Raw genomic sequence first — 12,171 nt, forward strand, 5'->3', positions numbered from 1 at the left:
TCAGGGCGCGGATTACAGCTCGATCCTGGTGGGCATCCAGGTGCCCGCCGCCGAGGACGCCGAATTCCGCCGCTTCCTCGCGACGCTCGGCTATCCGCATTGGGAAGAGACGCAGAATCCGGCGTATCGCCTGTTCCTCTCGTAACCGGGACCCACGATCGTGTCCGTTTCGCTCTCCGACAAACTCGTCGTCGCGATCTCGTCGCGTGCGCTCTTCGACTTCGAGGAAGAGAACCGCGTCTACGAGGGCGGCGACCTGCGCGCCTACGAGGCGCTGCAGCGCGAGCGCCTGAATCTGCCCGCGCGGCCCGGCGTCGCGTTCGCGCTGATCCGCAAGCTGCTCGCGCTCAACAACGGCGCGCATCACGTCGAAGTCGTGATCCTCTCGCGCAGCGATCCGATCAGTGGGCTGCGCGCGTTCAGTTCGTGCCGCGAGCACCAGCTCGACATCCAGCGCGGCGTGTTCACGCGCGGACGCGAGCCGTGGCATTACCTCAAGCCGCTCAACGCGTCGCTCTTTCTCTCGGCGAACCCCGAGGATGTGCGCGGCGCGCTCGACGCGGGCTTCCCCGCCGCACGCGTGTTTCCGGAATCGGCGACAATGGCGGAGCACACGGCGCACGAGATTCGTATCGCGTTCGACGGCGATGCGGTGCTGTTTTCCGACGAAGCCGAGCAGATCTTCCAGCGCGACGGCCTGGGTGCCTTCGTGAGCCACGAGCGCGACAATCGCGAACTGCCGCTCGCGCAAGGGCCGCTCAAGCCGCTGCTCGCCGCGCTGAACCGGCTGCAGAAACTCGCGGACGCCAATGCGCAAATGCGCATCCGCACGGCGCTCGTGACCGCGCGCTCGGCGCCGGCGCATGAGCGCGCGATCCGCACACTGATGGCCTGGAACATCGAAATCGACGAAGCGATGTTCCTCGGTGGACTCGACAAAGGCCCGTTCCTGCGCGAGTTCGAACCGGACTTTTTCTTCGACGACCAGATCCGCCACTGCGAATCGGCCCGCTCGGTCACGGCGACCGGGCATGTGGCGAGCGGCGTGGCCAATCCCGTTGACGCCGTACGCGCAGCGCGCGCGGGCGCAACGAACGACGCATCAACCGAAACCAGCGCATCATGACTCCCGAACAATCCCCGCTCGGCAAGACATCGAGCTACACCGAGCAATACGACGCCAGCCTGCTGTTCCCGATCCCGCGTGCAGGCGCGCGCGAACAGATCGGCATCGGCGCGCAACTGCCCTTCTTCGGCACCGATATCTGGAACGCCTACGAACTGTCGTGGCTCACCCCGCGCGGCAAGCCGCAGATCGCCATCGCCACGTTCTTCATTCCGGCCGATTCGCCCAACATCGTCGAATCGAAGTCGTTCAAGCTCTATCTGGGCTCGTTCGCGCAGACGGCGTTCGAATCCGCCGATGCGGTGCGCGACACGATCAAGCGCGATGTGTCGGCGGCCTGTGGAGCGTCGGTGTCCGTGCGGCTCGATCAGCCGGGCGGATTCGGCAAGATCCCGTTCGAGGAATTCGAAGGCCTCTCGCTCGACCGTCTCGATCTGGACACCGACATTTATCACCCGGACCCGACGCTGCTGAAGGCCGCCTTCGACGAAGCGCCGGTCGAAGAAACGCTGGTGTCGAACCTGCTGAAGTCGAACTGCCCGGTCACGGGCCAGCCCGACTGGGGCAGCGTGCAGATTCACTATGTCGGGCCGCAGATCGACCAGGCAGGCCTGTTGCGCTACATCATCTCGTTCCGCAATCACACGGGCTTCCACGAACAATGCGCCGAGCGCATCTTCATGGACATCCTGCGCGAGTGCAAACCGGACCGGCTCGCGGTCTACGCGCGCTACACGCGGCGCGGCGGACTCGACATCAATCCGTTCCGCACCAACTTCAACATGCCGATGCCGGATAACGCGCGTCTTGCGCGTCAATAAGCCGCAGAAAGCGACCGTAGAATGAGAAAAGCGCCGGGGTTTCCGGCGCTTTTGCTTTGCGGGTCGCGAGACGCGATTATGGCTATTTATGGCTGCGACTGCGGGAGTTCGGCGGCCCCCATGCGGTGTGCGATCACGCCGGCACGTTGCGACAGATACGCCGAGTTGCGATGGTCGTCGAAGAACTTGGGACGCGGCAGCATCACCGCGAGGCGCGCCGACTGCCACGCGGTGAGCTTCGTCGCACTGGTTTTGTAGTAGTGCTGTGCAGCGGCCTGCGCACCGTAGATGCCGTTGCCCCACTCCACCGAATTCAGATAGATCTCGAAGATGCGCTCCTTGTCGAGCAGCGTCTCCAGCATCCACGTAATGATCAACTCCTGCCCTTTGCGGATGTAGCTTTTCTCGCGCGAAAGGAACAGGTTGCGGGCGAGTTGCTGCGTGATCGTCGAGCCGCCGCGCACGATATGGCCGCGCTTCTTGTTGCGCTCCCACGCCTGAAGAATGGCGTCGGTTTCGTAGCCGTTGTTGTTGACGAAGTTGGCGTCCTCGGACGCGATGATCGCGCGCTTGAGATTGCGCGAAATCTGGTCGTACGGCACCCATTGATGCTGGATATCGAGACCCGGCCGGTCGGCGGCAAGGTGCGCCGCGTCCGAGCGCATGAACGCAGTGGACTGGGGATCGACGACGTTCCACGCCGCGATCTGCGCGAAGTAGAACGCCTGGGTCGCGAGCCACGCGACCACGAAGACCGAGACGGTATAGATCAGCCAGCGCAGCGCGCCCGGCCGCTTGCCTTGCGACTCGCGCGGCGCGCCCACGCCGGGCATGAAGCGCCGAGCCGCAAGGCCATCGGTTTGCGGTCCCGCCGCTTCCCTGCGCATGGTGTCGTGAGCCCGCGTGCCTAGACCTGCGCCGCCAGCTGCGCGCGCAGCATGGCCAGCACCGGCGCGCCTTCCGGACGCACGCCGCGCCAGATGAAGAACGACTCGGCGGCCTGCTCGACCAGCATGCCCAGACCGTCCGATGCACGCGCGCCGAGCGATTCGGCGTGACGCATGAACACGGTCGGCTGAGCGCTGTACATCATGTCGTAGGCGAGCGTGCCCGCGCCGAACGCGCGCGCGTCGCACTCGGGCAGCGCGGCGTCGAGACTGCCCGCCGTCGCGTTGATGATCACGTCGTAGGGCTTCGGATCAACGGTCTGCGGACCACCGCCGTTGATCAGGCAATCGAACTCGCGCGCCGCGCCTTCGAATTGCTCGATCAGCGCATGCGCCTTCTGCGCGGTGCGATTGACGATGGTGATCTCGCGCGGATGACGTTCCAGCATCGGCAGCACGACGCCACGCGCCGCCCCGCCTGCACCCAGCAACAACACGCGCGCGCCCTTGAGCGCCACACCCAGATTCACTTCGATGTCGCGAACGAGGCCGAAACCGTCGGTGTTGTCGCCGAAAATGCCGTCTTCGTCGAAACGCAGCGTGTTGACCGCACCCGCCGCCGCCGCACGCGGCGACAGACGATGCGCGAGCGCATGGGCTTCGAGCTTGAACGGCACCGTCACGTTCAGGCCGCGTCCGCCTGCGGCGCGAAACGCCTGCACGTGCTCGACGAAACCATCGAGCGGCGCGAGCAGGCGGTCGTAGTCGACCGGCTCGCCCGTGGCGGCCGCGAACTGTGCATGGATAGCCGGCGACTTGCTGTGCGCGACCGGATTGCCGACAACCGCGTAGCGATCGCGACCCGGGTTGAGTTGGGCTTGATCGGCGCTCATTCGCGCGGCTCCGTGGCGTGCTGTTCGGCTTGCTGCACTTCTTCGCCGCCTTCCTGCGCTGCGTTGGCGTCGGTGCTGGCATCGGCGTTCGCATCGCTTTCGGCCAGCGCTTCGGCTTCGCTCTGCGCGGATTCGTCGGCGGCTTCGATCAGCTCTTCGTCTTCACCCGCCTCTTCCTCGGGCTGCTCGCCGCTCGTCACGACCGGCGCATCGAGCACGCGCAGCATGCGCACCGACGCTTCGATCGTGAGTTCGTCGATCGACAGCACTTCCATCATCAGGCGCGTGCCGCGCGCGTGCACGCCGAGCGCGGGCACGTGCATGAGCAGCGGCACTTCCTCGAAGCGCACCAGATCGTCCTTGACGACCGTGGCCGGGAATTCGCGACGCGCCTCGCCGCCACCCTCACCACGCATTTCCTGCTGGAGCCAGCGCAGGCACCAGAAGTACTCCATGCGGCGCTGATGGTCGGCGTAGGCCGTATAGGTTTCGTCGAAGCCCTGCACGACGGCGAACAGATCGGCGTCCTTGGGCTTGAACGGCGCGACCAGCTTGGCGGCCACGCCGTGCTCCACGCACGCGAGCAACTGCCACTGGTTCACGAGGTCGACGTAGCGGCGCAGCGGCGAGGTGCTCCACGCGTACTGCGCGACACCCAGCCCTTCGTGCGGCGCGGCGTTGGTCTGCATGCGCGTGCGCTTGGGGCCCGTGGGCGCGCCAAACGCGCGTTGCGAGCGATAGATGCCCGGCACGCCGTGATCGTTGAGGAACGCGCCCCACGTGGAGTTCGCGAGAATCGCCAGTTCGGCGACGATCATGTCGAGCGGCGAACCGCGACGGCGCGGGCTGATCGTGACGTGCTCGCCTTCCACGTAGAAGTTGTAGTCGGTGTTGCGCTGCACTTCGCGGCGCAGGCCGTAGCCCGCGCGTGCCTGCTGGCGCTTCTCGAACAGCGCCTGCGCGAACGGCCACAGCACGGCGATGTCGTCCTTGTGCGGATAGTCGCCCGTGCCCGCGGCCAGCGTCTCTTCCGTGACCACTTCGTCGAGCGTGTTGTGGCGCAGGTTGTTCTTCACGAACACGCGCTCGGCGCGCGTTTCGGTGGCGACGATCTCCTGCGTCTCGCGGTTCACGATGCTGTAGAGCGAGAGCGCCGGGCGCATGCCGCCTTCCTTGAGCGTGAAGGCATCGACGAAATCGTCGGGCAGCATGGTGATCTTGTCGCCCGGCATGTAGACCGTGGACAAACGCGTGCGCGCGACCGTATCGGCCGTGTCGCCACGCTTGATGCCCAGCGCCGGCGCCGCGATGTGGATACCGATCCGCACGCGGCCATCGGCCAGATGCTCGATGGAGAAGGCGTCGTCGATTTCGGTCGTGGTGACGTCGTCGATCGAGAAAGCCTGCACGTGTTCGGCGGCGTCCGGCAGGTCGTCGGGCAGCGCGCCCACTTCGACCGGCGGGAAGCCGGTGCCGTGCGGGAAGAATTCGGCCAGGAAACGCGCTTCATGCAACGCGCGCGGCGACGCGATGCCGCCGCACTCGAGCATCAGGCGCGGCATCGAAATGCCACGCGCGGCCGCTGCGGCCTCGAGCGCCTTGTACTCGATGGTGTTCTTGTCGGGCTTCGTGAGCAGGCCCAGCGCCTTGTCCTTGAGCGCCTCGGGCAGCTTGCCCGCCTTCATCTCGTCTTCGTAGCCAGCCTGGACGAGCGCGAGCTGGCGCTTACGCTCCAGCGACGCCAGCGCCATTTTCAGTTGCTCTTCGGGGGCGCGCTGATACTGGCCACGGCCCTTGCGGCGGAAGTACACGGGCGAGCCGTGCAGACGCAGCACCAGTGCCGCGCGCTCGACCGGGCCATAGGTCTCGCCGAAGTACTCGCCGGCGAGCGCGGTATAGGCAAATTCGTCGGCGGGCGCGCATTCCCACAGGAAATCGAGATCGATGTCCTGTGCGGCCGCGTCGGCCTGCTCCAGCAGCTCGCCAGCGGCGGGCTTCTCGAACTCGATCAGCACGTCTTTGGCGCGCACCTTGGCGCGCCGCCCGCCGGGCAGCTCGACCTGAAACGCGTCGCCCTGCTTCGACAGCACGCTGCCGGCCTTGAAACTGCCCGATTCCTCAAAGAAAACGTTCACTCAACACTCTCGTTCAGTCTTGCTTTTCACCGATTGAGCGCGGCGCGCCCCGACGGTGCTGCTGTATACATATAGGCGCTCGCGCACGAAGGCGCGAACGGCGCGACGTCTTTGCCTTACTGCGGCGCGTCGCAGAAACGGATCACTTCGTCGACGTAGTCGGCGAATTCGCTGATGCCGTGGTCACTGCCTTCGATCAGGTGCGTGGCGACACCCGGATAGTGCGCCAGCATCTCGCGGTAATCGAGCACTTCGTCGCCGGTCGCGGCCATCAGATAGTAGCGCTGCGGCTCGCTGATCTGCGGCTTGGCCAGCGCGCGCAATTCGTCCAGATGGCGAGGTTCGACGACGATGCTGCCGCCGCCGTGCCAGAGCGGCTGCTCACCCAGATACTTCGACAGATCGCGTTGCGGCACGATCGCCGGGTTCAACAGCGCGGCGCGCCAGCCGTGCTTTTCGGCGAGGTAAGTGGCGAAGTAGCCGCCGAGCGAACTGCCGATCAGCGTGATGCGCTCGCCGGGTTTCACCGACTCCGCGATCTCGCGCTCGATCTGCGCGATCGCCTCGGCAGGCGACACCGGCAGTGTCGGGCAGAGCCATTCGCCCGTACGGCCCAGCTCCGTCAGACGCGCCGCCAGCAGGCGCGCCTTGAACGACTGGGGCGACGAGCGAAAGCCGTGCAGATAGACGATCACGTCGCGCTCCGCGCCGCGAGCGCATCGAGCAGCTTCTGATGCACGCCGCCGAAACCGCCGTTGCTCATCACCAGCACCTGGTCGCCGGGACGCGCGGCGGCGGCCACCGCCTTCACCAGCGCGTCGAGGTCGTGATAGGCGTGGGCCTTTTCGCCGAGCGGCGCGAGCGCGCCCGCGAGATCCCAGCCCAGCGCGTCCTTGCCGCTGGGCGCGCCGTAGCCAAACACGAGGTCGGCATCGGCGAGACTTGCGGGCAGTTGCGCCTTCATCACGCCGAGTTTCATGGTGTTCGAGCGCGGCTCGAGCACGGCGAGGATACGCGTGCGCTTGCCATCTTCGTCATGGCCGATGCGCGTGCGCAGGCCCGCGATGGTTGTCTCGATCGCCGTGGGATGGTGAGCGAAATCGTCATAGACGGTCACGCCATCGACGCTGCCGCGCACTTCCATGCGGCGCTTCACGTTGCGAAAACCCGCGAGCGACTGGGCGGCCTGCGCGGGCGGCACGCCCACGCTGCGCGCGGCGGCAATCGCCGCGAGCGCGTTCAGGCGGTTGTGCTCGCCCTGGATTTCCCAGTCCACCACGCCCACGCGTTCGCTGTTGTGATAGACGGCGAAGCGCTGATCGACTGCCACGCCCTCTTCCGCGGGCAAGGCCTGCCAGCCGCCATCCACGCCGAAACGTTCCACATCGCTCCACACGCCGCGCGCGAGTACGCGCTCCAGCGCGTCGCTGCGGCCGTTCGAGACGACGCGGCCCACGCCAGGAATGGTACGCACGAGGTGATGGAACTGCGTCTCGATGGCGGCGAGATCGGGGAAGATGTCGGCGTGATCGAATTCGAGGTTGTTGAGCAGCGCCGTGCGCGGACGGTAATGAACGAACTTCGAGCGCTTGTCGAAGAACGCCGTGTCGTACTCGTCGGCTTCGATCACGAAGAAGCTCGAATCGGTCAGTCGCGCGGAGATGCCGAAGTTCAGCGGCACGCCACCGATCAGGAAGCCGGGGTTCAGGCCCGCGTCTTCGAGCAGCCACGCGAGCATCGAACTCGTGGTGGTCTTGCCGTGCGTGCCCGCCACCGCCAGCACCCATTTGTCGCGCAGCACATGCTCGCCGAGCCACTGCGGGCCGGACGTGTACGGCAGGCCGCGATTGAGGATCTCCTCCATCAGCGGATTGCCGCGCGACACCACATTGCCGATCACGTAGAGATCGGGGTTCAGCTCGGTCTGGCTCGCGTCGTAACCCTCGATCAGGCGGATGCCCTGCGCTTCGAGCTGCGTGCTCATCGGCGGGTACACACCCGCGTCGCAGCCAGTGACCGTGTGGCCTGCACTGCGCGCGAGCACGGCGAGACCGCCCATGAACGTGCCGCAGATGCCGAGGATATGGATGTGCATAAGCCAGTCGCGCCGCGCGGGCGTCGTGAACGGGTTGATCGGTTTATTGGGATGGGTGAAGCGGAACGGCGGCGCTTAGCCACCGGAGCAAAGGACGTTATTGTACCCGACGCCCAGGGGCTTTTTCGCCTCGGCGGGCCAGGGCGCGGCCGGACAGCCGGCCAGGCACGCTGGCGCGCAGGGGCCGAGGCCGGGAGCGCCGGACGTTCTCTAGTATGATGGGTGCATGATTCGCAGATCACATTTCGATCCCCAGCGCGTGCGCGAGGAAATCGCCATCGCGGCCGCCAGGATGATTGCCGAGGACGGCATGGATTACGCCACTGCCAAGCGCAAGGCCGCGCGGCAGGTGGTGGGGGACACGCGTATCGAGGGCATCTGGCTGCCCGATAACGACCAGATCGAAGAAGAAATCCGCGAATATCAGGCCCTTTTTCAAGGCGACAGCCAGCCGGCGGTCCTGCGGCACTTGCGCGAGGTCGCGCTCGACTGGATGGTCAAGCTCGCGCCGTTCAACCCGTTTCTCACGGGCGCAGTGCTCAATGGCACGGCGGGCGAGCATTCGGACATCCATCTGCAGATCTTCTGCGACAACGCGAAGGACGTCGCCATCTGGCTGCTGAATGCGAATGTGCAGTATGACGTCTCGGAAACGCGCCACTTTGCCGCGCGCGGCTATGTGGAGACGTTGAGTTTCCTGTGGAAGCCCTCGCGCGGCGAAGAGCCGGTTGGCATTCACGTTGCGCTCTACAATACCGACGACCTGCGCGGCGCCGTGCGCGCCGATGGGCGCGGGCGTCTGCCGCGTGCGAATGCGCAGGCACTCCAGGCGCTGATCGACGAGAGCGGCGCCACCTCCACCACCTGACTCAAGCAATGAACACTAAACGGATTCTGGCCGGCGTCGCAGTGGCGGCGGTGGCAGCCTGCGGCGGTATTCTGGCGGGGCATTTCGCGAGTGGACAAAACACGGCAAGCGCAGGCATCGCGGACGCGGCAACGGTCGCCGGCAAGCAGAACGCGGTGGACCAGCTCTGGAGCGCCGCCGTCACCAATCCCGATGGCAAGCCCCAGTCGCTCGCCATCTATAAAGGTCATCCGATCGTGGTGAACTTCTGGGCCTCGTGGTGCGGGCCGTGCGTCGAGGAGATGCCGGAGCTTTCCGCGCTGCATCGCGAGTACGCGAAGAAGGGCATCCAGTTCGTCGGTCTCGGCGTCGATTCGGCGGCCAACATCAAAACCTTTCTCTCCAAGGTGAAGGTCGACTACCCGATCTACATTGCCGGATTCGGCGGCGCGGACGTTGCGCGGGCCTTCGGCAACAATGCCGGAGGACTCCCTTACACGGTCGTAATCGACGCGAACGGCGCCGTTCGCGCGACAAAATTAGGCCAAATCAAACCGGACGAGCTGCGCCGCACGCTTGACGCACTTTGACGCGTCAGGACAATTGACCCGAGCTTAACGACCGTACGGCACTTTTTGCCGCAGAGATTGACGCAATTGACTGAAGATCGGCCTCACCGCGCCTTACAGCACGTTCCAGGGGCCATATCAGCCGTTTGGAAAACTAGACAAATTTCTCTAATCGGCGCTAAAGTTCGCGCAATTCCACGGAAAAAGAAGCGACCATGACGCGACTGCTGGTTTTGCACGGCCCCAACCTCAATCTTCTCGGCACCCGGGAACCGGAGGTCTATGGGCGCGTGACGTTGCCGCAGATCGATCAGGCGCTGGCCGACCGTGCCACCGACGCAGGCGTTGAGCTTGCGTCGTTCCAGAGCAATCACGAAGGCGCGCTGGTCGACCGCATCCAGGCGGCCCGCACGGAGCAAACGGATTTCATCCTGATCAACCCGGCGGCGTACACGCACACCAGCGTGGCGATCCGGGACGCATTGGCAGGCGTGGGCATTCCGTTCGTCGAGATCCATCTCTCGAACGTGCATCGCCGCGAAGCCTTCCGGCATCACTCGTATTTTTCCGACCAGGCCGAAGGCGTCATCTGCGGCCTCGGCTGGAAGGGTTATCTCTACGCGCTCGAATATGCGCTCGACCGGCTCGCTGCCCGATCGGCCGCCTGACTTCGGCGCCGGATGACCGACGCACTCTGAAAGACAACTCTTATCCCGTGCCGGGACGCGCGCGCCCCGGCACCTCACGTATTCAAGCAAAGGGGCTGCACCATGGATCTACGTAAGCTGAAGACTCTGATCGACCTCGTCTCCGAATCGGGCATCTCGGAGCTCGAAGTCACCGAGGGCGAAGGCAAGGTGCGCATCGTCAAGAACGCGCCCCCGGTCTATGTGCAACCGAGCGCAGCGCAATTCGCGGCGCCGATGGCTGGCGCCCCGCTGGCCGCCGCACCCGCTCACGCTGGCGAGGCCGCAGCGCCCGCCGCTGCCGCACCGGCCGCACCGCAAGGCCACGTCGTGACCTCGCCGATGGTCGGCACGTTCTACCGCTCGCCGTCGCCGGGCTCCGATCCGTTCGTGCAGGTTGGCGACACGGTCAAGGAAGGCCAGACGCTGTGCATCATCGAAGCCATGAAGCTCCTCAACGAAATCGAGTCGGACGTCGCGGGCGTGGTCAAGGAAATCCTCGTCGAGAACGGCCAGGCGGTCGAATACGGCCAGCCGCTCTTCGTGGTCGCGTAAGCCAGCCCACCCGCAGATCACGAGTGATCGCATGAGCGCGCCGGCGCTTCGCGCGACATCCCTCTGGCGCCGCACCGCCCTCGCCGGTCGCGGCGCGCGCGGCCACCAGCGCCGCGCGCACCACCGGTCCTCCCTGGCGGCCCGCCTGCACGGTCATGCGGCGCCCATTGACGAGTCGAATACCCACCATGTTTGAAAAAATCCTCATTGCCAATCGTGGCGAAATCGCGCTGCGCATTCAGCGCGCGTGCCGCGAACTCGGCGTCAAGACGGTCGTCGTCTATTCGGAAGCCGACAAGGAAGCCAAGTACGTGAAGCTCGCCGACGAGGCCGTCTGTATCGGCCCGGCGCCTTCGAACCTGAGCTACCTGAACATGCCGGCGCTGATCAGCGCGGCGGAAGTCACCGATGCCGAGGCGATCCACCCCGGCTACGGCTTCCTGTCGGAGAACGCCGACTTCGCCGAGCGCGTCGAGCAATCGGGCTTCACCTTCATCGGCCCGCGTCCGGACACGATCCGCATGATGGGTGACAAGGTCACGGCCAAGCAGACCATGATCAAGACCGGCGTGCCGTGCGTGCCGGGCTCGGAAGGCGCGCTGCCGGACGATCCGAAAGAAATCGTGAAGATTGCGCGCACGATCGGCTACCCGGTCATCATCAAGGCGTCGGGCGGCGGCGGCGGTCGCGGCATGCGCGTGGTGCACACGGAAGCGGCGCTCGTGAACGCGGTCAACATGACCAAGGAAGAAGCGGGCCGCGCCTTCGGCAACCCGCAGGTCTACATGGAGAAGTACCTCGAGAATCCGCGTCACATCGAGATCCAGGTCCTCTCCGACTCGTTCAAGAACGCCGTGTGGCTCGGCGAGCGCGACTGCTCGATGCAGCGCCGCCACCAGAAGGTGATCGAGGAAGCGCCGGCGCCGGGCATCGCGCGCCGCCTGCTCGATCGCATCGGCGACCGTTGCGCCGACGCCTGCAAGAAGATGGGCTACCTCGGCGCGGGCACGTTCGAATTCCTGTACGAAAACGGCGAGTTCTACTTCATCGAAATGAACACGCGCGTGCAGGTCGAGCACCCGGTCACGGAGCAGATCACCGGCATCGACATCGTGCAGGAACAGATCCGTATCGCCGCGGGCGAAAAGCTCTCGTTCCGCCAGCGCGACATCCAGCTGAAGGGCCACGCGATCGAGTGCCGTATCAACGCCGAAGATCCGTTCAAGTTCACGCCGTCGCCGGGTCGTCTGACCTCGTGGCACATGCCGGGCGGCCCGGGCGTGCGCGTCGACTCGCATGCCTACAATGGCTATTTCGTGCCGCCGAACTATGATTCGATGATCGGCAAGCTGATCACCTACGGCGCGACGCGCGAGCAGGCGATCCAGCGCATGCGTATCGCGCTGTCGGAAATGGTGGTCGAAGGCATCTCGACCAACATCCCGCTGCACCGTGAGCTGATGCTCGACGCCAAGTTCGTCGAAGGCGGCACGAGCATTCACTACCTCGAAGCCCGTCTGGCCGAGCGTCAGGCCGTGAAGAAGGACGAAGCGTAAC

12 protein-coding genes and 1 pseudogene are annotated in these 12,171 nt (G+C 65.5%); 8 read left to right on the forward strand and 5 right to left on the reverse strand.

The annotated features are described in order from the left end of the window. From U5782_RS38245 to queF, 3 genes and pseudogenes are all read left to right on the forward strand, one after another. A partial coding sequence (locus U5782_RS38245; RefSeq protein ID WP_322049117.1) for a hypothetical protein occupies positions 1-145 on the forward strand: 145 nt, incomplete at its 5' end. Positions 146-160: 15 nt separating this feature from the next. Continuing rightward, a pseudogene (locus tag U5782_RS38250) lies at positions 161-1,054 on the forward strand (5'-nucleotidase); the annotation flags it as partial. Between the two features lie 68 nt (positions 1,055-1,122). Further along, positions 1,123-1,947: an NADPH-dependent 7-cyano-7-deazaguanine reductase QueF gene (gene queF, locus U5782_RS38255; RefSeq protein WP_322049056.1), complete on the forward strand. Its 825-nt coding sequence runs from the start codon at positions 1,123-1,125 to the stop codon at positions 1,945-1,947. Between the two features lie 86 nt (positions 1,948-2,033). On the opposite strand, the gene mtgA is transcribed toward queF, so the two are convergent. From mtgA to mpl, 5 genes are all read right to left on the reverse strand, one after another. Beyond that, complete coding sequence (gene mtgA, locus U5782_RS38260) at positions 2,034-2,780, reverse strand: monofunctional biosynthetic peptidoglycan transglycosylase (RefSeq protein ID WP_322049118.1); 747 nt, start codon at positions 2,778-2,780, stop codon at positions 2,034-2,036. A 74-nt stretch (positions 2,781-2,854) separates the two neighbouring features. Then, on the reverse strand, positions 2,855-3,727 hold the full coding sequence (aroE, locus tag U5782_RS38265) for a shikimate dehydrogenase (RefSeq protein WP_322049057.1): 873 nt from the start codon (positions 3,725-3,727) through the stop codon (positions 2,855-2,857). Then, entirely contained in the window at positions 3,724-5,862 is a 2,139-nt protein-coding gene (locus U5782_RS38270; protein WP_322049058.1) for a ribonuclease catalytic domain-containing protein, read from the reverse strand. Before U5782_RS38270 ends, aroE begins: the two co-directional genes overlap by 4 nt. A 116-nt stretch (positions 5,863-5,978) precedes the next feature. Next, a complete protein-coding gene (locus tag U5782_RS38275; protein WP_322049059.1) occupies positions 5,979-6,557 on the reverse strand; it encodes a YqiA/YcfP family alpha/beta fold hydrolase in 579 nt (192 codons plus the stop codon). After that, complete coding sequence (gene mpl / locus U5782_RS38280) at positions 6,554-7,957, reverse strand: UDP-N-acetylmuramate:L-alanyl-gamma-D-glutamyl-meso-diaminopimelate ligase (protein WP_322049060.1); 1,404 nt, start codon at positions 7,955-7,957, stop codon at positions 6,554-6,556. The genes U5782_RS38275 and mpl overlap by 4 nt, the downstream gene beginning before the upstream one ends. A gap of 226 nt (positions 7,958-8,183) precedes the next feature. Between mpl and U5782_RS38285 the strand changes: the two genes are divergently transcribed. From U5782_RS38285 to accC, 5 genes are all read left to right on the forward strand, one after another. Beyond that, a complete protein-coding gene (locus tag U5782_RS38285; RefSeq protein WP_322049061.1) occupies positions 8,184-8,825 on the forward strand; it encodes a UDP-N-acetylmuramate--alanine ligase in 642 nt (213 codons plus the stop codon). 8 nt (positions 8,826-8,833) lie between these two features. After that, a complete protein-coding gene (locus U5782_RS38290) occupies positions 8,834-9,394 on the forward strand; it encodes a TlpA disulfide reductase family protein (RefSeq protein ID WP_322049062.1) in 561 nt (186 codons plus the stop codon). 194 nt (positions 9,395-9,588) lie between these two features. Further along, positions 9,589-10,041 (forward strand): type II 3-dehydroquinate dehydratase, encoded by a 453-nt coding sequence (gene aroQ / locus U5782_RS38295; RefSeq protein ID WP_322049063.1) that lies wholly within the window; start codon positions 9,589-9,591, stop codon positions 10,039-10,041. A 102-nt stretch (positions 10,042-10,143) separates the two neighbouring features. Then, positions 10,144-10,614 (forward strand): acetyl-CoA carboxylase biotin carboxyl carrier protein, encoded by a 471-nt coding sequence (gene accB / locus U5782_RS38300; RefSeq protein WP_322049064.1) that lies wholly within the window; start codon positions 10,144-10,146, stop codon positions 10,612-10,614. A gap of 188 nt (positions 10,615-10,802) precedes the next feature. Beyond that, complete coding sequence (gene accC, locus U5782_RS38305; RefSeq protein ID WP_322049065.1) at positions 10,803-12,170, forward strand: acetyl-CoA carboxylase biotin carboxylase subunit; 1,368 nt, start codon at positions 10,803-10,805, stop codon at positions 12,168-12,170. Position 12,171: the final 1 nt, after the last annotated feature.

Origin of the sequence: Paraburkholderia sp. J67 (assembly GCF_905220265.1) — a bacterium.
GTDB lineage: Bacteria > Pseudomonadota > Gammaproteobacteria > Burkholderiales > Burkholderiaceae > Paraburkholderia.

Excerpts from the sequence above, each read along its gene's own strand:
- queF (WP_322049056.1), top strand. The coding sequence starts at position 1,123 with ATGACTCCCGAACAATCCCCGCTCGGCAAGACATCGAGCTACACCGAG.
- mtgA (WP_322049118.1), bottom strand. The coding sequence starts at position 2,780 with ATGCCCGGCGTGGGCGCGCCGCGCGAGTCGCAAGGCAAGCGGCCGGGC.
- aroE (WP_322049057.1), bottom strand. The coding sequence starts at position 3,727 with ATGAGCGCCGATCAAGCCCAACTCAACCCGGGTCGCGATCGCTACGCG.
- mpl (WP_322049060.1), bottom strand. The coding sequence starts at position 7,957 with ATGCACATCCATATCCTCGGCATCTGCGGCACGTTCATGGGCGGTCTC.
- U5782_RS38285 (WP_322049061.1), top strand. The coding sequence starts at position 8,184 with ATGATTCGCAGATCACATTTCGATCCCCAGCGCGTGCGCGAGGAAATC.
- U5782_RS38290 (WP_322049062.1), top strand. The coding sequence starts at position 8,834 with ATGAACACTAAACGGATTCTGGCCGGCGTCGCAGTGGCGGCGGTGGCA.
- aroQ (WP_322049063.1), top strand. The coding sequence starts at position 9,589 with ATGACGCGACTGCTGGTTTTGCACGGCCCCAACCTCAATCTTCTCGGC.
- accB (WP_322049064.1), top strand. The coding sequence starts at position 10,144 with ATGGATCTACGTAAGCTGAAGACTCTGATCGACCTCGTCTCCGAATCG.
- accC (WP_322049065.1), top strand. The coding sequence starts at position 10,803 with ATGTTTGAAAAAATCCTCATTGCCAATCGTGGCGAAATCGCGCTGCGC.